Source organism: Paraglaciecola sp. MB-3u-78 (genome assembly GCF_002835935.1).
Taxonomy (GTDB): domain Bacteria; phylum Pseudomonadota; class Gammaproteobacteria; order Enterobacterales; family Alteromonadaceae; genus Paraglaciecola.
In genome coordinates, this window is sequence record NZ_PJCF01000011.1 from 12,716 (window position 1) to 37,024 (window position 24,309).

Annotated in this window: 18 protein-coding genes and 2 pseudogenes; 11 read left to right on the top strand and 9 right to left on the bottom strand. The window is 40.2% G+C overall.

Annotation, left to right across the window (positions count from 1 at the left end; genetic code table 11):
* Positions 1-53 precede the first annotated feature (53 nt).
* From CXF95_RS22395 to CXF95_RS22410, 4 genes are all read left to right on the top strand, one after another.
* Positions 54-1,550: a 7TM diverse intracellular signaling domain-containing protein gene (locus tag CXF95_RS22395; RefSeq protein ID WP_232787983.1), complete on the top strand. Its 1,497-nt coding sequence runs from the start codon at positions 54-56 to the stop codon at positions 1,548-1,550.
* Positions 1,551-1,665: 115 nt separating this feature from the next.
* Complete coding sequence (locus CXF95_RS22400; protein ID WP_101197251.1) at positions 1,666-3,087, top strand: IS66 family transposase; 1,422 nt, start codon at positions 1,666-1,668, stop codon at positions 3,085-3,087.
* The gene (locus tag CXF95_RS22405) at positions 3,050-3,478 is read left to right on the top strand and encodes a GGDEF domain-containing protein (protein WP_232787984.1); all 429 of its coding nucleotides are present in this window, start codon (positions 3,050-3,052) and stop codon (positions 3,476-3,478) included. The genes CXF95_RS22400 and CXF95_RS22405 overlap by 38 nt, the downstream gene beginning before the upstream one ends.
* A 118-nt stretch (positions 3,479-3,596) precedes the next feature.
* On the top strand, positions 3,597-4,313 hold the full coding sequence (locus CXF95_RS22410; protein WP_101200780.1) for a glycosyltransferase: 717 nt from the start codon (positions 3,597-3,599) through the stop codon (positions 4,311-4,313).
* Between the two features lie 46 nt (positions 4,314-4,359).
* On the opposite strand, the gene CXF95_RS22415 is transcribed toward CXF95_RS22410, so the two are convergent.
* The 5 genes and pseudogenes from CXF95_RS22415 to CXF95_RS22435 form a co-directional block, all read right to left on the bottom strand.
* On the bottom strand, positions 4,360-4,734 hold the full coding sequence (locus CXF95_RS22415) for a hypothetical protein (RefSeq protein ID WP_232787985.1): 375 nt from the start codon (positions 4,732-4,734) through the stop codon (positions 4,360-4,362).
* Between the two features lie 14 nt (positions 4,735-4,748).
* Complete coding sequence (locus CXF95_RS22420) at positions 4,749-5,084, bottom strand: VOC family protein (protein ID WP_101200781.1); 336 nt, start codon at positions 5,082-5,084, stop codon at positions 4,749-4,751.
* Between the two features lie 20 nt (positions 5,085-5,104).
* On the bottom strand, positions 5,105-5,644 hold the full coding sequence (locus tag CXF95_RS22425; RefSeq protein ID WP_232787986.1) for a DUF4199 domain-containing protein: 540 nt from the start codon (positions 5,642-5,644) through the stop codon (positions 5,105-5,107).
* 150 nt (positions 5,645-5,794) lie between these two features.
* Positions 5,795-7,002, bottom strand: a pseudogene (locus CXF95_RS22430) (ammonium transporter).
* Positions 7,003-7,074: 72 nt separating this feature from the next.
* Positions 7,075-7,413, bottom strand: coding sequence for a P-II family nitrogen regulator (locus tag CXF95_RS22435; RefSeq protein ID WP_101200832.1), 339 nt, complete (start codon positions 7,411-7,413; stop codon positions 7,075-7,077).
* Positions 7,414-7,716: 303 nt separating this feature from the next.
* On the opposite strand from CXF95_RS22435, the gene lspA reads away from it, so the two are divergent.
* The 6 genes from lspA (at position 7,717) to CXF95_RS22465 (ending at position 15,834) form a co-directional block, all read left to right on the top strand.
* Positions 7,717-8,214, top strand: a complete 498-nt coding sequence (lspA, locus tag CXF95_RS22440) for a signal peptidase II (RefSeq protein WP_101200782.1) — start codon at positions 7,717-7,719, stop codon at positions 8,212-8,214.
* Between the two features lie 4 nt (positions 8,215-8,218).
* Positions 8,219-8,404 (top strand): hypothetical protein, encoded by a 186-nt coding sequence (locus tag CXF95_RS22445; protein WP_101200783.1) that lies wholly within the window; start codon positions 8,219-8,221, stop codon positions 8,402-8,404.
* A 351-nt stretch (positions 8,405-8,755) separates the two neighbouring features.
* Entirely contained in the window at positions 8,756-11,272 is a 2,517-nt protein-coding gene (locus CXF95_RS22450) for a TonB-dependent siderophore receptor (RefSeq protein WP_101200784.1), read from the top strand.
* Positions 11,273-11,396: 124 nt separating this feature from the next.
* The gene (locus tag CXF95_RS22455; protein WP_101200785.1) at positions 11,397-12,647 is read left to right on the top strand and encodes an FAD-binding oxidoreductase; all 1,251 of its coding nucleotides are present in this window, start codon (positions 11,397-11,399) and stop codon (positions 12,645-12,647) included.
* A 198-nt stretch (positions 12,648-12,845) separates the two neighbouring features.
* Positions 12,846-14,513, top strand: a complete 1,668-nt coding sequence (locus CXF95_RS22460; RefSeq protein ID WP_101200786.1) for an alkaline phosphatase — start codon at positions 12,846-12,848, stop codon at positions 14,511-14,513.
* Positions 14,506-15,834 (top strand): FAD-binding oxidoreductase, encoded by a 1,329-nt coding sequence (locus CXF95_RS22465; protein ID WP_101200787.1) that lies wholly within the window; start codon positions 14,506-14,508, stop codon positions 15,832-15,834. The genes CXF95_RS22460 and CXF95_RS22465 overlap by 8 nt, the downstream gene beginning before the upstream one ends.
* A gap of 147 nt (positions 15,835-15,981) precedes the next feature.
* Here the strand turns inward: CXF95_RS22465 and CXF95_RS31580 are convergent.
* Positions 15,982-16,307 (bottom strand): annotated as a pseudogene (locus CXF95_RS31580) (HopJ type III effector protein).
* Positions 16,308-16,324: 17 nt separating this feature from the next.
* On the bottom strand, positions 16,325-16,660 hold the full coding sequence (locus CXF95_RS22475) for a hypothetical protein (protein WP_232787987.1): 336 nt from the start codon (positions 16,658-16,660) through the stop codon (positions 16,325-16,327).
* Between the two features lie 225 nt (positions 16,661-16,885).
* Between CXF95_RS22475 and CXF95_RS22480 the strand changes: the two genes are divergently transcribed.
* Positions 16,886-17,242, top strand: coding sequence for a hypothetical protein (locus tag CXF95_RS22480; RefSeq protein WP_101200788.1), 357 nt, complete (start codon positions 16,886-16,888; stop codon positions 17,240-17,242).
* A 422-nt stretch (positions 17,243-17,664) separates the two neighbouring features.
* On the opposite strand, the gene CXF95_RS22485 is transcribed toward CXF95_RS22480, so the two are convergent.
* Positions 17,665-22,041, bottom strand: a complete 4,377-nt coding sequence (locus CXF95_RS22485; RefSeq protein ID WP_101200789.1) for a hypothetical protein — start codon at positions 22,039-22,041, stop codon at positions 17,665-17,667.
* Positions 22,042-22,652: 611 nt separating this feature from the next.
* Positions 22,653-24,194 carry a methyl-accepting chemotaxis protein gene (locus tag CXF95_RS22490; RefSeq protein WP_101200790.1) on the bottom strand — a complete coding sequence of 514 codons (1,542 nt, stop codon included), beginning with the start codon at positions 24,192-24,194 and terminating at the stop codon, positions 22,653-22,655.
* Positions 24,195-24,309: the final 115 nt, after the last annotated feature.

The window sequence follows — 24,309 nt, forward strand, 5'->3', positions numbered from 1 at the left end:
AATTAATTTGTTCAGGTTTGATGCTGTTCAATTTAAAGTGAAAGGAGGTTAGGTTGAGGTACGGTAAGTGTATTGCGCTAATAGTCAGTTGTCTTATTTGTACTTTTAGTACTTCATTATTGAGTGCTCCACTCTTATTTGACCAATCAGTTCCGACAGTGGACATCCAAAAAGAATTTAAAAATGGTAAGGCGAGTCTTGCCGGAGAGTGGGCATTAAGCTGGGGAGAATGGACACCGTTAGCCGATATAGCCTCGTCCAAAGCGAATTTCAAAATTGTGCAATTACCTAATTTTGTGAGTTCTTTGGTGGACAGTAAAACCTTAAATGAAAATAGATTTGGTACCTATATACTTAAACTGAATAATTTGAAGCGTACTTTCAATGAGCCAGCAATACGTATGCGTAACGTTAATGATGCTTGGCAGGCATGGTGGATTGATGACTCTGGGCAGACGCAATTTTTAGGTGAATCCGGAAAAATTTCAAAAAACTATGCAGCGCAACAAATGCGCTTTAAAACACAAATATTACAACTCCCTCAGAATGTTAATTCAGGCACCTTAGTGGTGTATCTTTCGGCGCAATTATATAAACGGGCAGGCATGTATGGCGCGTTCGATGTGCGGGAACTCGAATCGGCTAATAAAGCCCTGCTCTCTGACTTGGCCAGTCGCGTTGCGTTAATTGGGATTGGTTTACTTGTTGTATTTCAAAATATACTGTTTTATTTATTTCGCCCCAAAGAGCGTGTTTTATTATTATTGGCAGTGTTTGCGTTTTCTGTTTTGTTAAGAGCTGGGGTGTCGACCGATTATGTCTATTACCTTTTAGGGGATCCTGCCAATTTTGATATTTTGTTGAGACTGGAATATATCACCATAGTATGGCCGGCCGTGGCGGCTACTCACTTTTTTTCGTGTTTATACCCAGCTAAATTTTCTGCTCAAGTCATTAAGTTAGGTTACCTCATTTTGGGCATTGTTGTCTTGGTCACACTGCTCGTGCCCCTTAAACAAGTTGTTGATAATTTATTTTATTATCAGGGCTTTTTAGGCGTATTCAGTTTTTATGCTATGTGGTTGGTCATACATTCGATGATAGTGAAATCTTATCGCTCCACATTAATGATTGTCAGTGGTTTTGTTCTATTTGGAGGGGTGTTAAATGACGTAGTAGCCGCGTTGTCTAGCTCTTATAATCTTTATGTTACTGAATATACGCTGTTTTTATTTTTGTTGACACAAACCCAATACCATTCCTTAAGGTTTGTATCTGCACTAGATATGGCCGAACATTTAACCAATAACTTACAACAAGAAGTGACACAAAAGACCAATGAATTGTCTATTCGCAATCGTGAACTGGAAGATAAGGCTGATTATCTGAAAATTCAGCATGATCGGATAAAAGAGTTATCAGAAACTGACCACCTCACTGGTTTGTTCAATCGCCAAACCTTTGATGGCTATTTTGAGTTGCAATTTGCTCAAGCTATTCAGCAAACAGAAAATTTAGCTTTAATGATGTTAGATATAGATAACTTGTAACTACTCAGCACATAATCTAGTTTATTTTTAACGATCAAAAATTAAAAAATGATCGACTTGCTTGATCATTTCTAAGCGTTATTATACTGTTTTATTTCGATAATTACGTGGCTAAATGAAAGTAAGCGGCATTGATATTGAGTCGAATATCAATAACATTAAAGCACAAATTGAAGCGGACAATACATTGTCACCTTCAATGCGTACTGCTATGGATTTATTGCTTCTTATTGTCACGTTACTCTGTCAACGGCTTGGGCTTAACAGTAATAACAGCAGTATACCGCCCTCGTCCGATCAAAATAGAAAGAAAAATTCAAAAGGCAACAGTACTAAAAAATCAGGTGGACAAAAGGGGCATAAAGGCACAACGCTACCACTTGATGACAACCCTGACATCACACATAAATTAATCGTTGATAGCACACTTTTACCGCCCGGTAACTATACTGATATGGGTGAAGAGGTGCGGCAAGTGGTCGATATTGAGTTTAAGCGTGTCGTCACTGAATATCGCGCACAAATACTTGAGAATGAGTTAGGTCAACGCTTCGTTGCCCCATTTCCCCAAGACGTTAATAGCCGTATTCAATATGGTATTGGGTTAAAAGCTCATGCGGTTTACCTGTCCCAATATCAATTACTGCCTTATGAGCGCATTCGTGAGTATTTCACTGACCAGCTTAATATACCTTTGAGCAGCGGCAGTCTTTTCAACTTTATCAATACCGCTTTTACCAAACTGGAAGAGACGCAAGCATTAGATATTATCAAAGCGAACTTGAGAAAAGAAAAGACATTACATACCGATGAAACTGGCATCAATATCAACGGAAAAAGACAATGGCTACATAACGCTTCGTCTCTGGATTGGACGTATTTATCAGCCCATGAAAAACGAGGCCATGATGCCATGGATGAGATTGACATATTACCCCAGTTCAACGGTGTGATGTGCCATGACCATTGGAAACCTTATTATCGTTATGAGTGCCTACATTCATTATGCAATGCGCATCACCTGCGAGAATTAACTCGAGCGTATGAGCAAGATAATCAAGCTTGGGCTGAGGAAATACGGGTGTTTTTAGTTAAGCTCAATCAAGAGGTAGATAAGGCTGGCGGGTTACTCAGTGTTGAAAGACAAGACACCTTGCGACGTCACTATCAAGCGATTTTAAAGGCAGGAGAAAAAGAAAGTCCTGCGCCGATACCAGTGAAAGGTAAGCGAGGACGGCCTAAAAGAACTCAATCACGTAACCTACTTGAGCGATTACAAAACTATGAAAGCGATGTACTTAGATTCATGACGGATGAGGCAGTGCCATTCACTAATAATCAGGGCGAAAATGATTTGAGGATGGCAAAGGTTCAACAAAAGATATCGGGATGTTTTAGAAGTGCTAACGGAGCCAAAATGTTTTTTGGATTACGTAGCTATCTGTCGAGCTGCAAAAAACAAGGGATCAGTGGGTCCACGGCATTAACGTTATTATTAAATGGCATGCTGCCTAATATCTTTATACCCGCTGAGTAGTTACGATAACTTTAAGAAAATTAATGACAGTTATGGACATCAAGTCGGGGATGAGTGTTTAAAAGCAGTGGCAGAATATTTACGGCAAACTACTTTGCGTAAAGGTGATTTTGTCGCAAGGTATGGTGGTGAGGAAGTGGTTATTGTTTTAACTAATACTGATATCAAAGGCGCTGAAGAAATTAGTCAAAGAATATGTGATGGATTGAGTCAGATAAAATTAAGTGTTGAGCAAGGTGCGATTGTACTTACTGCAAGTTTTGGCGTAGCTGAGTTAACTTACAATCATGCTAGGAATACAACCCAGTTATTAAAACTGGCAGATGACGCACTTTATCAGGCAAAAGCCCAAGGTAAAAACCAAGTGGTTACGGCTAAAATACCTACATAGAAGGGGTATTCCTTAAAATATAAACAAAGTTATTACACTCAATAAATTCTAACGTTTATTATACTAGCTGACGGCTAGTTTAAGTCAGCCTAGTTAAAATCCAAAAGAGCCCATTGTCTTGCTTAGTATTGTTGTCCCTACATTAAACGAATCCAAAACCGGTTATCTGTCTAAGATACTTAATGCCTATAATGGGGTAGGGGGTATAGAGGTCATTTGTGTGGATGGCGGTAGTCAAGACGATACTATTTCGATAATCAAGCAGTCTAATGCCAAGTTAATCATTACAGATATTGGCTCCCGAGCGGGTCGATTAAATACAGGTATCAAACAAGCTAAATTCGATATGGTGCTGCTGCATCACCCACGTAGTCTAGTGGATGTTGAGGGTATTAAAGCCTTAACTAACCGAACCTCAGATATACGCTGGGGAGCTTTTACTCATCAGTTTTCAATCTCTCATCCTTTACTTAATTTCACTTCTTGGTATTCAAATCATATAAGGGGGAGACGGGGCATATATTATTTAGATCACTGTTTGTTTGCACAAAAACAACTGTTACTGGATGTGGGACTATTACCCGAGATAGACATTTTTGAAGATACTGAAATATGTTTAAGGCTAAAAAAACAGGCAAACCCTATTAGGTTACCTTTTATCAGCCAGACCTCTGCGGTGCGGTTTCAGTCTCATGGGGTCTATCGCCAAGCGTTAAAAAATCAGTATTTAAAGTGGTTATACTACTTTAAACGTTCTGACAAAGAGATGAATCGATTGTATGAAAAAGGCATTGAATTAAACACTGAGTATGCCAAAAAGCATAACCATAAATGATAAGTGTTTTTTCAGCTACCCTGACTTTATTTATCCGAGGCTGAGGTTAACCGCCTAACATTTCACGCAATTTTTTTTCAGCCAGTTCAGCCGGTGATAAAGATTCATCATCTTGACTTTTTTCGGGTACTTCATCGCCAAACAAGGCGGCTAATTCAGCCTTCGCTTTAGCCGATTTCTGGTTGTTGGCTGTTTTGAATACCTTGTTGTTAGGTTTGAAATAATCACAAAAATTAGCCTTTTCAGTGTCGCTTATATGCTCAGCCCTTTCTTCTTCACAGCGGTCTTTGACAAAGTACAAGCACATATTACAAACATGCTGATCTGCTTTGCAGTTGTCACACTCTTCACGGCGTGACATTGGCAGGATGACATTTATGAGATCCTCTCCACATTTCCAACAGATAAATTCATTAGACATAAAAATAGTGGCCTCTAAAATTGGTCAAACATGATGGTGTTACCATCGGGATCTTTCAACACACAATGTGTAGGGCCTGAGTCACCTTGAGTTGGGGTAGTCATCTTAATGTTATTATCTGTTAGATGTTTTTCAATAGATCTCACATCGGTTGGGTTAAAGGTGAGAATATTAGCCTCGAACATGCCTTCAAATAAACCTATTACGGTGGTTCCCTTTTCTAAAACAAGCCATTTATCTGCGATAGAGCCACACTCAGGGCGAGTTTTAAAACCTAAGGTTTCATAAAAGGCTTTTGACTTAGTTATATCTTTAACAGTAAGACTGACTGAAAACTGACCTAACTCCATTGAATGTCTCCATTGTATTTTTATGGGAATTTGCGATGGGTACGCAGCGCTAAAGCACTGACCAGAGAAAACAGCAGTCCAATCACAAACACAGTAGCAAACATCACCATAGACTGTGTGAAATTGTTACTCACCAAGTCTGCGTAATCGGCTAATTCCGCAAGCTGTTGCTCTATTACCATTGGCTCTAGAGCGCTTGAGATAATTTTTTGCTCGGAATATCGTATGTAAGAGGCGGTAAATGTTGGGTTGATGAACACTAAATAAAACCAGTTATATAATGCAAAAATGTGCGCGGCAATAAGACTGATCCCTAAGCCAACACCTAATGCGCCCATAAAACCTAAAGGGGCAGGAAAACGCTTTTGTTTATAGTCTTTTATTCCCATGATGACGGCTAACGAACTTATGAACATCACGCTATAACCAACAATTTCGCCCAGCGTGAAGTTGTCAGGGGTTGTGCCTAAAGCTAAATGGGATGCATAAAATCCAATAACTAACGCCAATCCATAGAGTGAGCCAAAGCGAATAATCGAATACATGTTGCTGCCTGTCATGTTTTTAGATACCTAACTGTATGTTATTTAAACGAAAGGTAAAGCTTTTGTCGGTTGTAAATTGGGTGACATTATATTTGTGAGTCGCAATAAGTCGCAATGAGTGGCGACGAAACTTCATCCGTGAAGTCCCTTGAAAGAGTAACGTCTTTAGTCGTGATTAACTGAACCGATACTATGAATGCTCAAATCGGCCCCTATAAATTCTTCTTCCTGGGTGAGTTTGATGTTTGTCACTTTACTCAAAATTCCATAAATAATTAGGCCACCTACTAAGGCAACCACTATGCCTGCAACCGTGCCTATTACGTGTGCGCTAAACGATACACCGCCCAATCCACCTAATGATTCAAGACCAAATATGCCAGCGCAATTCCCCCCCAGGCTCCACATACGCCGTGCAATGGCCATACGCCTAATACATCATCGATGGTTTTCGTTTGTTGCATAACGGTAAACAATTTCACAAAAATCCAGCCGGCTATTAGCCCTACAAATAATGAACCAATAGGATGCATGACATCTGAACCTGCACATACTGCAACTAAACCTGCCAAAGGCCCGTTATGAATAAAGCCTGGGTCATTTTTACCAAACCACAAGGCCGCTAAAATGCCGCCAACCATAGCCATTAGTGAATTCATTGCGACCAAACCGCTGATACCGTCCATGCTTTGTGCCGACATGACGTTAAAACCAAACCAACCAATACATAATATCCATGTGCCTAAGGCTAAAAATGGGATATTCGAAGGAGCAAAGGCGATAAGCTTATTGTCTTTTTCACGACCTTTACGTAATCCCAGAAAGTATACGCCCACTAATGCTAACCATCCGCCCATAACATGCACCACAACCGAGCCAGCAAAGTCATGGAAACTAGCGCCTGTGGTTTGTTGTAACCAGGCCTGAAAACCGTAGTTACCGTTCCAAACTATTCCTTCAAAAAAGGGATATACCACGGCAACAATCATGGCAGAGCCTATCAAAAATGTATAAAACTTGGCTCTTTCAGCAATGCCTCCAGATATGATGGCAGGGATAGCCGCGGCGAAGATCATTAGGAAAAAGAATTTCACTAAGTCATAACCGTTGTTGTCGGTAAGCTCCTGGGCACTACTGAAAAATTTGACGTCGTAGGCTATCCAATACCCAACAAAGAAATAGGCTATACAGGAAACCGCAAAGTCAGTAATAATTTTGACTAGCGCATTGACTTGGTTTTTGTGCCTAACGGTGCCGACTTCTAAAAATGCAAATCCTGCGTGCATGGCAAACACCATGATTGCACCTATAAGTAAAAATTAAGTATTGGAGCTATGCACCAGTGTTTCAACGGCGCTGTTAATTTCTTGCATGTGGGCTCTCAGTTTATAATTAGAATAATATGCTCAGGGAGTCTGTGAGTAAAAAATTTTGAGCTGTATTTGTTATACAGCGTCATCACCTTCTTCAGAGGTGCGGATACGTATGGCGCGTTCGACATCAAAGACGAAAATTTTACCATCCCCAATTTTGCCGGTATTGGCTTTGGCGGTGATGACTTCGATGCAACGTTCAACTTGATCATCAGTGAGTACAATTTCAAGCTTGATTTTGGGTAAAAAGTCTACTTTGTATTCCGCACCACGATAGGTTTCGGTATGACCTTTTTGACGTCCATACCCTTTTACTTCAGTCACAGTTAATCCTGAAATACCGGCTTCAGTTAATGCTTCTCGCACATCTTCAAGTTTAAAAGGTTTAATGATGGCTTCTATTTTTTTCAATTTTTCATGCTCCAAACTGTAGTTTTTTTCTTGATTTTACAGAAGCTTGAGGAACAGACGAGGAGAGTCTTTAGAACTAATTATGATAATTAAGTATCTTTATTTAACGTTTGGTTAACATTTGTTTGGCATTTAGTTGATGTGTTGAGCGGTCTACAATTCTAATAGATTTAAGTCTTCGCTTTGGCAACTGCTTCGCTACGATTTTTCACCAAGAGTTTACGATAGACTGTCACTAAGGTACGTGAAATAATTAACGTGTATTGATAATAATGTCAAATTATAAAGGGTAAATAAAAAGAGATGAGCATATTAAAACGCATCCAAATGATATTGGTTATTTGTTTAATCAGTGTCGGAATTGACCAAGGTACCAAATGGTATGCTTCTGAGTACCTACCCAAGTTTGAAATGACCAGTTATTGGAGTGATATGTTGCGTATTGGCTATGCTGAAAATACCGGTGCATTTTTAGGTTTAGGCAGCGGTATGTCGGACTCAGCCAAGTTCTGGATATTCGTTTGTGCGGTGGGAGTGATTTTATCAAGCTTGCTGATATATATCTTAAGAACCAAAACACAAACTGCATACGGATTATCGTCGTTAATGCTTATTTTTTCAGGTGGCATCAGTAATTTTTTCGATAGGGCAGTCAATAATGGTGCAGTGATCGATTTTTTAAATGTCGGTATTGGCTCTTTAAGAACAGGTATATTTAACGTTGCCGATATGGCAATTATGCTGGGCGTATTTTTATTATTGTTTGCTAAAGACAAAAAGGCTGGCAGCAAGGGGGCATAAACCTATGGCAAATAGCCCTAAATCAGGAGCCTATCAGTCACCACTAGAGAAATTATTTGCTCGCCAGCAGCCTAAAGTAAAAGCTAAGCGAGCCATGGCTAACTTACTCTTAACTTACGCAGAAAATGACAATAAACGTATTGCCCACCTCATTAATAAATGGATGAACGAGACCCATCCTTCCTCATAATAACCCACTTCAAGATAGTTAAAGAGCCCTAAGAAAAGGTTAATTGAAATGACAGTGAAACTGTTTTGAATTTAATTCAGAATCGTTTTTTTTCAATCTTCAAGACCCGATACAGACCCGAATTGAGTTTATACATAACCCATCTCATGGGCTTAAAAAGGGTAGGCACTATATTATAAATTATATGAATATTGCGACTTTAGTATAATAGAATGTAGATCAAAGATAGCGCATAGTGTTTTATGGATTGAAGTATTTGAACTGGGGAACATCCGCTTAACGAAGCGTCCATGCACAGAATCAACTTACTAATGTATAACATTAATAAATGCTATTTAGAGGAACAAATAAGTGTCTAACAGATTTATAATAAAAAACTTAGTGATTGCCATGGGAATGACCTGTGTCGCGCTCCCAGTGATTGCTGCAGAAGAACAAAGCAAGAAAGATGACGCAGAAACGATAGTAGTGGTGGGTTCACGCGCCGCCCCTCGTTCTGTTGCTGACTCTCCCGTGCCTATAGATGTGATTAGTGGTAGTGAATTGATGGCTAACGGGCCTTCTGACATGGCGACGCTTTTGCGAACGGTAACACCTTCATACAACGTGAATGCCCAAGCCATTTCTGATGGAGCAACCATTGTCAGACCAGCCAATCTACGTGGTCTTTCTCCTGATTCGACCTTAGTATTAGTCAATGGCAAACGTCGCCATAAAGGGTCTATTATCGCATTTTCAGGCGGTGGTATTGCCGATGGTGCTCAAAGCCCTGATGTTTCCACTATACCAGCGATTGCCTTGAAGCAAATTGAAGTGTTACGGGATGGTGCTTCGGCCCAGTATGGCTCAGATGCGGTTGCCGGTGTGATTAACTTCGTTCTTAAAGATAACGACTCTGGCGGTGTGATCGAGGCCAAAATGGGTCAGTTTTCTGAAGGTGATGGAGACCAGCTCACGATATCTGGGAATATCGGCCTGCAATTAACCGACGACGGTTTTATTAACTTTAGTTTCGAGTCTAACCAACAAGACCCAACGAGTAGAAGTACCCAACGTAGTGATGCACAAGCATTGATTGACGCCGGTAATACTGACGTTGCAAACCCTGCACAGGTCTGGGGCTCACCTGAAATTTCAGATGATCTGAAATTATTTGTCAACGCCGGTATTGATTTAGATGGTGATAGTGAAGCCTACTTGTTTGGTAACTGGTCAGAAAAAACAGTTGAAGGCGGCTTCTTTTTTCGTAACCCTAATACCCGAGGCGGCATATTCGCTGGCCCAACACTTGAAGATGGTTCCGCTTCTATTCTTACCGTTGACTTGACACCAGGTGCAACTGATAACTCGGCTTGCCCAGTGGTTGCTATTGTCGATAACGCGCCTGATGCTGCGGCACTTGCCTCTTTATCCGGTGCCAATTGTTACGCACATAACCTAAGATTTCCCGGTGGTTTCACTCCTTTCTTTGGCGGTGATGTCGTTGACTTATCCTTGTTTGTGGGAACACGTGGCGAATTTAGTGACGGTACACTCTATGACTTTAGCGCTGGTGTAGGTGAGCACTCAACAGAATTTCGTATAGGCAATACCATCAACTCGTCTTTAGGGCCAGAGACACCTACAGAGTTTACGCCAGGTGCCTATGCACAATTGGAAAAATCAATGAATGCTGATTTTTCTAAAGAGCTCCTTGGGGCAATGGGATTTGAGTCCATAGTCGCATCATATGGAGTAGAGTTCAGACAAGAGACCTTTACCATTACCGCAGGTGATGTGGCGTCGTTTAAACTGGGGCCTTATGTAGACCAAGGTTTTAGTATTGGCTCTAACGGTTTCCCTGGGTTTAAACCAGCTGATGCTGGCTCGTCATCACGCACCAGTAAAGCCGCGTATTTTGATACAGAGGCTCAAATTACTGAGGAATTTTTACTTCAGGGTGCATTCAGATATGAAGATTATAGCGATTTTGGCTCTAACTTTAGCTGGAAACTAGCAAGTATTTATGAACTATCTGATTCATTCAAAATTCGAGGGTCTGTTGGTACTGGCTTCCGGGCACCGACCATTGGACAAAGTAATGTGCGTAATGTGCAAACACAGTCTGTAAATGGTGTGTTGATTGATATTGCTACATTGCCTCCAACCAATGCCGTTTCGGTTAAATTTGGCGGAGTAGAATTAACCCCAGAAGAAGCGACGAGTTTTGCTTTTGGTGGTGTCTATCAAAACGGTGATTTCTTTCTTACTGTCGATTATTTCAACATCGAAGTGACCGATAGAATTACCCAAACGTCAGAAATAGAATTATCTGATGCTGACCGATCAGAATTAGCGGCTCTGGGTGTAACCGATGCTATAGGTTTGAACAGTGTTAAGTTCTTCACCAATGACTTTGATACAACGACACAAGGTGTGGATATAGTCGCTAACTATTCGAATGAAGCTTTGGGTGGAGATATAGGTTATGCCCTTGCCTATAACTGGACAGAAACAACAGTGGATACATTCGGCCCCAATGTTAATGAAACTAAACTTAATCGTTTAGAGCGTGGATTACCTGAGCATAAAGGGTCATTTACGGTTGATTATTCTGCTAATGATTGGACCTTAATGGCAAGAGCAAATTATTATGGCGAATGGTTCCAATTCTCTCCAGATATTACTGGCGATGCTGCGGTTCTTTTAGATGCTGAATTTGCTTATAACTTTGATGGTGGAACCGCTGTTGCTGTCGGTGTTAATAATTTGACTGATGATAATGGTCCAGTTGCTGAGGGAGCCCCTAGTGGTCGTTCGTATGCTTCAACTTCACCATACGGATTTAATGGTCGCTTTATGTATGCAAGAGTTTCACATCGTTTCTAAACTGAGTTAATCTAAGCTAGTAATTGAAGTAAAAACCAGTACTTAGGTATTGGTTTTTACTTTTTGTGACATCCAATATTCAGGTGTTGGTGTTTTTTTGAAAATAACCAAAAAGTGCTAGCCCATGATAAATAAAATAACCATTATCGGGGCGGGAGTGATTGGCGCAGCGACTGCGTTGACATTGCAACAACGAGGTCATGATGTATTGCTACTCGATCGAGAGCGGCCATGCGCAGGCGCCTCATTTGGTAATGCGGGTGCAATAGTCAATGGTTCTTGTGTACCGACAGCCACACCAGGCATTTTATTCGATGCCATCAAAATGCTCAGTCAATCCCATTCTCCTTTATCCATACGCCCCTCTTATTTACCTAAAATTTTGCCTTGGCTGATGCGTTTTATTTGGCAAAGTCGTACTTCTGCAGTCAACAACAATGCGCTAAATTTGCACGCCATATCACAACATGCTGTGCCAAGCTGGCGTAAATTAACTCAGGATACGAGCCTTAGTAAATTCTTCAATGGCAAGGGCTGGCTCAAAGTATATCAATCAGATCAGGCATTTGAAGGGACCCTGAGTTCAAGACAACTCTTGGATCAGGTGGGAACTAAATACCAATGCTTAAATGCGGCCGAAATTCATGATCTTGAACCCCATTTGGCGCAATCGTTTAAGCATGGGTTTTTCCAAGACGATAGTTTAAATGTGAATGATCCGCAGCTACTGGTGCAAGGCATGGTTGACTTATTGGTCAAGCGTGGCGGTCAATATCAACAACTTGATGTTGATTCAATACAGGAGCGTAATGGTGTTGTGCAACTTAAAGGTAAAAGTGGTGAATTACTCAGTCACAAAGTGGTGATTGCAACAGGTGCCTGGTCCCGAGGTTTGGCGAAACAGTTGGGGGATGATATTCCCCTAGAGTCTGAACGTGGCTATCACTTGATGTTACCTGAATCAAGCCATTCACTGATTAGTAGGCCGATTGTCAATGGCGAAAATGATTTTGTATTATCACCTATGAACAAGGGGATACGCATGACAAGTCAGGTGGAACTTGCAGGTTTGCATGCACCACCGAACTACAACAGAATTCGTAAACTCTTACCTTTGGCGAAACAGATGTTACCTCAGCTTGAAACCCATGAAGAATCGGTCTGGTTAGGTCATCGTCCGTCACTGCCCGACTCTTTACCTGTGCTGGGATACTCAAGTAAGAGCAAGCATGTTGTCTATGCCTTTGGTCATCAACACTTAGGTATGACATTAGCGGCAATTAGCGGTGATATTATTGCCGACTTACTCAGCAATAAAACCCCAAAAGTACCCATTTTTCCTTATCGTGCCAATAGGTTTGGCTGGCATGTATGAATTTATTTATGTGTTGCCGCTGGCAATTTTTTTCTGTGTGTAGCCATGTATATTTTGATAAAAATACTTGGTAAACGTTTAGGAGAGCGCAACTATCCTTTATGAATGTCATATTTCATCAGTACACTCAAATGCCTGAAATTTCACTTGATCATAGGATGATTCGAGTTTTACTTGTTATCGTTCGGAGAACATAAGATGTTTAAAAAAATAACGAGAAGACAAGTAATAAAAATAGTCTCTGGTGTTGCCTTACTGCCCTTTACAGCTTGTAGTACTCAGCTTAAACCAAGCAAAAATGTTGTTTTTGCCCATGGCGTGGCAAGTGGTGACCCAGACCAAAGCAGTGTAGTGATCTGGACGCGAGTAAGTGGTTTAACCACACCCGTTAAGGTGGATTGGTATGTTGCTACTGATGCGACTTTTAAGCATGTTGTTTCCCGCGGGATCTTCAATACAGACAGTGATCGAGATCATACCGTTAAAGTCATCGCGGAAGATTTAGAGCCTGGAGAGACTTATTTTTATAAATTTGCAGTGGAAGATTCTATTTCTGCTAATGGGCAAACCCAAACCCTTCCTGTTGGACATGTTGAACAATTAGTCCTAGCAGTCACTACTTGTTCTAATTATCCCTTTGGGTATTTTAATGCTTACGATGCGATTGCAAAAGACGCGTCCGTCGATTTGGTTGTGCATCTTGGTGACTATATCTATGAATACGGTGTTGATGGATTTGGTGGTGAAATGGGACAACGTATCGGACGAAATCACCAGCCGGCTCATGAAACCTTGTCTCTTGATGATTATAGAAAACGTCATGCCCAGTACAAAACCGATCAGGGATCACTCGCCATGCATGCTAGGCATCCATTGATTGTCATCTGGGATGATCACGAGACTGCTAATAATCCTTGGATGGGGGGCGCCAAAAACCATCAACTTAACGAGGGAAGCTGGGAAGCAAGGCGGCTTGCGTCTTTACAAGCCTACTACGAATGGTTGCCAGTGCGTGATCCTGTCAAAATTAGTGACCGGGCTAACTATTGGCGACATTATAAATTTGGCGATCTTGCCAGCCTAATTACACTTGAAAGTCGACATACAGGCCGCAGCAAACAAATTAGTTACAATGAAAGTTTGCCAGATATTCAAAGTAATAAACAAGCTCAAGAGTTTGCGAAAAATGTTATCAACGCAGCTGATCGCGAAATGTTATCCAAAGACATGCAGCACTTCTTAAAAGAGGAGCTGAATGAATCGGTAAGTGCGGGACGTCGCTGGCGCATTATCGGTAATCAATCTGTGATGGCTAAATCAATCGCACCGAATTTAGACGATCCCATACTCAATAATTTACGTAACAAACTCAATTTAGAAAAACAACAAAAGCTGGTTGAACGTACCCATCTTGGAAAATATTCACTACCCTCAGACCTCGATACTTGGTCAGGCTATCCAGCGGCCCGTGAACGATTTTATGACATTGCCAAAGACGCTAATGTGCAAGATTTACTGGTAATATCCGGTGACAGCCATAGTTACTGGCAGAATAAATTGTTCGATGAAAACGGACAATCGATGGGCGTCGAACTTGGCGCGACTGGCGTGACTTCACCTCGCTCGATTATGGAAAGCCTAGGAGGGGAAGTCATGCAGTGCTTCGACGAACTGAATACGGCTAATAACGAAGAGATTATTTGGAGTGATGGTAGACATCTTGGTTTTATTCGATTACAAGTCAATCACAAAGGTGCACGTGGGGAGTATGTGACTGTGTCAAATGTAGAATCACGTACTTATGAAACTCAGGTCCTGCGCACTGTCAATATCATTAATCAAGATGGTTTACTGAAATATGAATAATATAAAAACACCTAAAAATGACAACACTTGTGGCTGGAGTGAAATTATTGCCAGCAGAGTATCCTGCGCTCAAGTTGTCGGCGATATTAAAACTGACTGGCTAGTTGTTGGCGCTGGATATACAGGGTTATCTGCGGCTAGATCACTGGCTTTGTTGCATCCCAATAAACGTATTGTGCTCATTGATGGTCAAAAAGCAGGTGAAGGAGCCAGCGCCAGAAATTCTGGGTACTTGGTAGATTCCACCTTAAATGATGGCCATCTATCGGATACTGGATTATCCGCATACCAACAAAAATACCAATTGAATAAAGCAGGTTTAGAGGCAGCCAAGGCATTGGTGGAGCAACATAAAATACCATGTGATTGGAGCGAAGTAGGAAAAATACACGCTACGGCTACCGTTCAAAATGAACAAAAATTACAACAGTTTTCTGAAACACTTGGACAGTTAAACCTCGAGCATAACGTACTTTCTGGGGCCCAATTAAAGCAAAGGTTAGGAACCAGTTATTATCGACTAGCCATAGAAACAAAAGGCGCTGTGATGTTACAGCCTGCTAGTTTGGCAAGAGGGCTTATTGATATCCTGCCTGAAAATGTGACCTTATTTGAACACTCCCCAATGTTCGAATGGCAGGCAATCAACGTTAATGGCAACAAAGCATATAGAGTCAAATGCCCTAACGGCACTATCACTGCCAATGGATTAATATTTGCTGTAAACGGCTTTATGCCTGCAATAGGCTTACAAAAAAATCGAGTGTTCCCTTTAACATTAACCGCGAGTTTAACTCGGCCCTTAAGCGAGCAAGAATATCAATCTATTGGTAGTCCATCACAATGGGGCGTGTTGTCGGCCCAGGCCATGGGAGCGACGGTTCGCTTGACTCAAGATAAACGCCTTATGATTAGAAATACGGCGGAAGTATGGCGTCCTATGTCTATGTCGGCTGCGGATTTGGAGCAACGAAAGACCACACATATTGAAGGATTACGAAAAAGATTTCCGCAGCTTCCTGCCGATTTAATTGAAAATACCTGGTCGGGGATTACCTGTATCAGTAAAAATAACGCCAATGTGTTTAGCCAAGTTGATAAAAATGCATTTGCTGCAGGTTGTTACAATGGGGGCGGCATAGGGCTGAGTATCTTATATGGTCAACAAATTGCGTCTTATGCTTCAGGTGGTACTAACAACACCATCAATATGATTCAAAATCGTCCAAAGCCAGAAAGACTGCCACCCCAACCATTTTTAAACTGGGGGATTGCATTAAAGTTAAAAATGGACCGGTATTTCGCCATAGCAGAGCGATGAACAATAGTTTATACGGATTGGTATTAGTTCAAATTGTTGTATAACTTTGGAAACACTATTAAAAAAATTAATACAATTGACAATATTATGGACTTTTTGTTTGCAAGTTTTGTCTTGCAATCCGACTCACGCGACTTTTTTAGTGGCCTACCCAAACATTGATTTATTGATAACCAATGGAAAAGTATTGGATGGCTTAGGCAATACGGCAGTTGCCGTGGTCTGGGCCAACATATCATTGGGGTAATAACTACCAAATAGACTGAGCGTTTCTAGTTCTGTTAATTCATTTAGCTGTGCAAAATAAAAAAATTGCAGGAACTCTTATTACTACCCGCTTCATTTACTAGCACACGATTAGTAAAGTTAGTGGGTGTGTAATCATAAAACTGACTGATTATCTGCATTGTTTGTTCAAACTCAATGTAGGTTGGGACAGTGTGGAGTTGAAAAATCAAATCATTAACGGTCATAGTGTATCCAAAGATGTTTATGCACCGATTTCAAAAGAAAAGGTTAATTGGCAATCAATATGTTTGAGTATTTTATTGACGAACATCGGTGTGGCAACTGTCCTTGAGTGATTATCTGATGTGACAGCAATAAGAATGTCGCAGTCTTGTAAAGGTATTTGCTGGCGAACATAAAAGATATTCAAGTCGTCTAAATTATCTAAACCTTGGTTCAAACCAACAGAGCCAACAAAACAGTTTTTTTCGGGATGATGATCGTAAGTGACCCCATCGACTTCTCTGAGCAGTGTGATGGCTTGGAACTTATCTAGATTTAACAGGCGAAAAGTCACTTCGATTTTGATATTGATCACTCCTAAATACTGATGATACACAGCCGTAATGTGCAGAATAAACAGCCATTAATTATATTCTAACTGTTTAATAAATATCGAGTTAGATCCTGTTTTGTCCAAAGACAAATAAAACATAATTCAGATGTCTGGGGAAGATAGAATGTATTTCTGTGGATAATTGATGTGAAGTCATAATGAGGCTTTTAGTTTAAGCTAGTCAAGAGCCAGACCAAAGGAACCAATATGAGAATTGTGATTGGAAAATTCAGCAGTGAACCTTTTCATGCTTTATCAAAAAAAGAAGTCAGTTTGTTATTAAAAATAGTGCCTCAGGAATGGGCAGAACATGTATCCAGCGTGGTATTGAGTTCAAAGATATTTAAGAAAACTAAGCTCGTAAAACCAGTGGAATATACAGCCACAACTAAACAGCTAACGATCTATTCAAGGGGCTTAGTTCGAGACGATATCGCCACACAACTGCTATATGAATTAGCGTTGATTGGTGCACAGGCCAAGGAGACTCAATCTGAGCAAGCCTGCGACCTAAATACAGTGATTAAACCTTATATGGATAAATTCTTGAAGGCTAGGTTTTAGCTTCATCGAAGCTGGCCACGATGATATGTGAATAGTTATCGGGGATGCTACGCTAAACTGTCTGCAGACTTGAACTGGTTCAACCTAATTGATTCCCAGTATCCTCAGTCGCCTATTTATGACCCATCAATGATCAACCAAGTTAATTGATGGCTATCATGCTTGAATCCTAATTTTTGCAATTGAAGTGACTAAAATCCTCAAACCTAAAGGAGGGCGATATAGTTAATAAAGATTCGCGTACGAGGGATCGCACAACAAGCAAACTATAAAATCTAGCCTAGGTTCCATTATGGTCCTTAAAAAGGTTGAATTTTTTGGGGAATGGAAATAAATACAAAGACACCCTTAACCCTAGCCGTGGGAAATGTTTACAGGACTTGACTGAAAACGAGGGCGATGAGGTCAATGTCATTTATAACTTATTCCCCTAAAGTGCTAGAACTGCCTTTCAAAAGTGCGACATTACGCAATAGCAATGGCACCATTCCCAATACCGCGGTCATAATTCCGATGGCAGAATCGATAGCCTGACCGCTGCTAAATACAGTAACAACCAATAAAACTAATACCATGGTGAATATTGGAATTCTCAACAATGACCAAATACCGCTATTTGCATCAGACTGCCATTCGATGATTGATTCTTCCCGCTCAGCACTAAGGATAAAACGTTTGAAACTGTCATTGACTACGTGCCAGCCCGCATCTCTATATATATATCCACGACGCATCAAATGTTCCAGTACTTCGATATTAAGCGGATTGGCGTTGCCGCCCGAGGCTAGTTGATACAATAAGAAACGTTCGTTTTTGGTACACAATTCCCATTTCATTCTATAAAGTGCTCCAGCGTGCACTGCAAAAAAATCAATAATTTGATTGGGTTTCCAATGTTGATGTAAATTTGGTGCGCTAATTTTTGCATTGGGGTCTGTGAGTTTTATTTGTGCGTGATACTCGTTAAATGCTAATTCGATTTTGCGCAGTTCAGGCCAACCATTGGCTTCATTTTCAACCAGTTGCAATATGTCATCTACTTCTTTCGGCATAAATTTATTGGCCGGGGTCCAGTCATAAACCTTGGAGAATTTTGCAAACACTTTTGACCAACCCAGTTCTTCTGCAGCTAAAGCGACCGCGCTTTCTTCAAGGTGTGGATATTCGTCTTGTTTGATAAGCCGATAAATTGGCGCAGTATCAGAGACGATTACAATATTCAGGTGGGGTAAACCTAATATCGTTTTAGTGAACTCCAACGCAGATAATCGTCGTTCAGGCATAAATGCTAAGTCTTCATAACCTTCAATTACCAGAGTTTTAATATTGCCTTTATCTATTGATATTAACTTATCAACAAAAGAGACATTATCGGATTGTTTAACCAATAGATCTTCAATCGTAAAAATTTTGTTTTCGTAAATACTCACGCCTAGCTTGCACAGTTCTTTTGACACTTTACTTGCGGTGGAATGCAGTAATAATAAATGAATTGACTTAGATGCTTTTAACTCGCTACCAATATTAACCCATTTAGCATCTTGGCTAGCAATTTCAGTGGGGAAGGTTATCCTAAAGTCGTCACTTAGATGATCGCCAAAAAGACGTCTAACCAGTAATAATTCAATCAGTCTATGCATGATAATAAGCTGAATAATCAACATCAAAATGGTAAACAACGGATTACTTGCACTTGCGTTAAGCATAAACACATCGGGGAAATATTTTAGTGGTAGTGACTCATTTAATGAGGTTGAATTAATGGATGTGTTGTCTTTAGTCCTGGCAAGTTGACTCATTTCTGTTAACAACGAATCTGCAAAGGAAACATTGGAAAATAATGAATTAATCAATCCGTCCATGCCACTTCCTGACATTGAATGATTGTTTCTCACCCAGTTACCGTAGGCTGGATACAGCTTAGTCAACGATGCGTCGTTAACCCAGTTTTTGCGGACATATTTATCCACCTTATCAGGTGCCATTAAATGTAAATAGTCATCTAATTCATTTTGATATTGCTCATTTTTAGCTAACAAGTGTCGACTTTCCAACTGTGCCTGATGTTGCAAAAGGTAACCGTTAGCACTATTAACAATAAGACTTGCAGGGACTGCACCAGTAAAAAATATGATTGCCAATAAGTATCCAATATAGGGCTTTGTGTAACGTTCTTTGTATTTCATACTGTCATTTGGAGAGTCATTGGTCGGCTTGTATATTTGCCAAATGACACCCCCGATAAATGCGACCGCACCAATAGTGAAAAAGACCCAGTTAGATAGCTCATAGTTCCCGTTAATTAAGCCACTTGCAGTGCCAACCGCAACCAGTAATGACAACACAAAATAAACCGGTTTAAGGCTAGGAATGGCACCTCTTAAAACTGTTTTAGGGGGCGATTTATTTGATAAAGAATCTGGCGGCTCAGTTTTTAGAGCAAAGCCTGAATCCGAGGTATTCACGCTGGAGATTATCAATCTCAAAACAACACAACCAATTACCAACCAAATAGCAATTCTGATAGCTAAATCAGGCACAATCCCCATCATAAATAATGAAAACAAAATGGCGCCCGAAATTAATATTATCCAAGCTTTGTAATGCCGTGTGTGTTTCGGATTGAAATATAACAAGCTGGCCCAGAAAGGTTGACTGGTCACATATCGAAAATACATATATATAGGTGTAATTATCAATAAAAACAAAATGATCGCCAAGAAAACCAATAACATATTGTTGAGGGCCGCTTCGGTTTCATCAAAAAATATCGCAAGTGTTAGATTTGGATCACTGGTTTTTAAGTGACCAAATTTTGAATCAAGAACATCCGAATTTTTCAATAAACTACCTAACAAAAAGATATGTGATTTACCGCGATAAACGAGATCAAATTCCAAGACGTCTTTGACAACTTTTTGATTGGCTACAACATTGTGTAATTGTTTGTTGTTGTCGGTTTCTATATAAATATTTTCAATCAAGCTACGCTGTTCATCACTATGAAAAAGCACCGTTCCCTCATTATTGAAAATCAAATAACCAAAATTTCTTGGCATCACTCGATGAAAAAAAGTTCTTAGGCGAGTACCAAAACTCAATACCTTTTTATTTTCCTCGGTGATGTCAGAAAAAAGAGGGATCGCGAACTGGGTGTTTTTTCGACCATCTCTGACGTTATTGATCCTTTCAAATACAATACCTGTGTCACATCCCGCATCTTGATACTTCCACACATTACAGTCGATAGCATCCTGAAAATATTGTCGATAATTCAAATTCACATCTCGACCCACCAACAAACTTTCGTTTATCCAGGCTGTGGGATAATTTTCGGCAAAACGTCCTTTGTCATTGAGTACAAAGGTCCCTTCAATTAAATAGTCAAAGCGGTCGAGTTTATCGTCAATGATGTTGTTACTTGAGCTTTGTGAAAGCACTAGACCTGTTTCCACACAGCTATTAAATACTTTCTTCTCTCCTTCCGGCTCTCCCCGATCGAAAGGTATTGTTATGCATATTGGCGCTTTGCTATTGTCAGAAAAAATAGTAGCCAGGGATTCAGTGTCGACCTTATCTTCCAGTTTTTTTGAATAAAGTTTCATCTCTCGCGAGAGTGTGCTGATTTCACTAGCCAATTCTTGATTAATCTGTTTATGCAGCATTTTACCTTGGTGGACTTTTTCACTTATCAAAAAACCGTAAAAAAGGTGATGATTCAGCGCGATGCTGGAAATACCCACAACGACGATTAGGCCTAAACCGATTTGACTGACATCCCCACGACTAAATGCATATTTGGGCGAAACAAAACGTAATTTAATGACCGGCAATAAAGCGACTAACCCTAACAGTAGCAACACAAACCACAATGCAGTGTTGGGTGATACGCTTAGTTTGGCTAAACGCAATTCGTCAGCAGGAATCATTCCAATCAAAAATATTTGGTTGGAATTAGTAGCGTGAAAACTTAAATTTACGGGTTGAATAAATATTCGGTATGCAATGCCACCAATTGTAGTGTCAACGATTTCGCTCATTTCAGGAGGTTGCTTTGAACCCTCCTGTATTTCGTCTGAATGACTTTGCTGATTTTGCTGCGACACTAAATCAAAAAATTTACCCACATCTCGAATTTGTAGGTCTGCGGTTTCGACACCTTGTCTGTTTAACTGCTTTCGTGCAATGACATTACCATCTTGTTTGACAATTAATATCAGGGGAAATCGCTGGATATTGGCGGGTATAAAATCACTGGTTTGAATTTCAAGTCCGTTAGCTTGGACTTGATCGCATGTCTCTTTTATTTCCCCACTTTGATTTTTACAACCCGTAAATCCAAGGTAACTTTTACCACTCTCGTGAAAGTATAATTTTTTAGCGATACTTTTTACGTTTTCTGGTGAGTTAGGAAGGTCATTGAGAGCAGCCATCTTTTGCTTCGCATAGTCAGGTTGTTCTGCAACCTTTAAACTGCGCAAATTCAAGCTACGGTTGGCCAGCCCGACGCGTTCTTGCATTTTGTCAGCGGCCTTTTTTTTGTCTAGCGTATTTTCTGAGTCGCTGTTCGATGCCAATTTTACGCGATTATTACCCAGTTCGGCAATTTCAAAAATTTGGCCTATTGATATAGATATACTCCGACTGATTTCATTTAATTCGCGAAAATGGAGCCTGTTTTGATAATCTTCATTTTTTTGAATCTTGAAAAAATACATAGCGCTGGAGATGCCAATGGTCAGAAAAATAGTGACTGAAAATATAATTAGGCTGGATAAACGTCTTTTAACGGGTGACATTTCACACTCCATGTAATAACAATCTGTTTAATGGTATGACCTATCAGCGACAACATATAAACGTCTAATAAAGACATAACAGCTAGGCGCTAATTATAAAAAATGCACTGCAAGCGATTTCAATATTGGTAGAAGATAATACCTCAGCAACTTTCGATAGTTGGGGTACTCATTTGATTTGCGTTGATTGTTTTTTAACCATGTTAATATAGTCGCTATTTCTCGGAATATGCAAATTCAATTTGATTGCGGGCCCTGTTGTTGTTTAGATTTTACTTACAGGAGGAGCACCGCAAAATGAAATCAAAAAGTGTGGTTTAGTGACTTTTCTACAGACCCTATAAAAAGCATAGATGAAACTAGAGCCTTTAATACCATCCGCAATGGTATAAGCGTGGATCTAGGGGAGAGTCATTCAGATAAACCAGCAAACTTGATAAAGTGATTTAACCTTATTTGCATAAGTTTTTGAAGGTGAGTTTATAGATATTCTACAGCGGCTCTTATAGGATTTTTCAATGAGCCTGCCTCCACAGATATGGTGTAGCCAATACAAAACCGGCTTTCGCCGGTTTCAATTTAAAGCCTTTAAAGCGCGCAGCTAAATACCCCTATTTCTGTGCAAATGTAAGTCCCAAGGAACTTAAGGCATTAGTTCGTTGTTCAATTTTATGGGCCTCATCTTCCACCACTTCAGCTTGTTCAAGGTTTCGTCGTGAGGCGTCATTGATGTTAACAATATTTCGACTAATTTCCTGTGACACCATGCTTTGCTCTTCTGATGCAGCTGAAATTTGTATGGCTAGATCTGCTATAGATGACACGTCATTATAGACTTTAAGTATAATATCTCTGGATTGGGTGGTTTCAAGCACACATAAATCCGCCGACTCTTTTCCTTTTAACATCGTATTCGACCAGCTCAATAATGTTGATTGTATTTCGCTAACAGAACTTTGTATTTGTTGGGTTGCTGAATGAGTTCTAGTAGACAATGCCCTTACCTCGTCGGCTACTACAGAGAAACCTCTCCCTTGCTCTCCAGCACGGGCAGCTTCAATCGCGGCATTAAGGGCAAGTAGATTTGTTTGGTCAGCAATCCCTTGAATCTCTTGCATAACCACGCCAATTTGCTCTGCTTCTTTAGCTAATTCACCGGCAGCAGTAGCTGATTCAGAAACTTCGTCAGCTAACTTGGACACTTGTAACATTGTTTTAGACATTGCATCAGTCGCTAATTTGCAGTCTACATGTACCGATTCAACCTTAGTTGAGGTGTTAACCGTGTTGTTAGCAATCTCAGAAATAGTGGCTGTCATCTCTTCTATTGCAGCAGAGACTTGAAATAACTCATTCGCCTCCTGTTCTACCCCTTTCTTAGCAAGAACAGAGGATTTTTTTAACAAGGCAGCGCCCATAGAAAGTACGTTAGTGCTATCAATCACTCTTCCCAGTATGGTTTTAATTCGACCTTCACTCAATTTATTGGGGAAGTCTGCAATACTCACTAAACCTGAGCCACAAAACACATGGCGAGAAATACTGTCGTATTGTTTCTGCTGGTCAGCAAAGTAACGTGGTATTTGAATTAATTCAGAATTGAAAATTGCATAGGGCAGTGCCATAAACAATAACGAAAACCATGGGGAGTAAAAACACAAGATTACAGTAATAAGAGATGTCATGAGGAAAACTGAATTCTTTATTATAGGCTTAGCAAATACGCCATCACCTTTGAAGCTGCCGCTATTAATGTGTGTGTATATACGTTCAGCTTGTTTGCGATAATCGGCTGCCAAGACTGTGCGTACAGATTGATAACCAGTCAATGTGCCATCTTCATAAACAGGCGTTACAAAAGCATCTACCCAATAATACTTTCCGTCTTTACAACGATTTTTTACAGCACCTCGCCACGCTTGTTTATTCTTCAACTTTTCCCACATATCGGCGAACGCCTCTTTGGGCATATCAGGGTGTCTTACAACGTTGTGATTTTTACCTAACAATTCTTGTTGGGAATATCCTGCAACTCGGCAAAATACTTCATTAGCATAGGTAATAACACCACTTTTATCTGTAACAGAGACAAGCTCTTCATCAGATCCAAATAGGACTTCTTCATTTATTATGCTCTGGTTACCTCTCGTCATTATACTTTTCTCTTTATGTTCTCTGAATTAAGGTTTTTTTTGTTAAACGGTATTGTGCATTAAAAAGTAACGGCTTTAATTTTTAGCCTGACTCGCTTCTATTATTAATATTTGC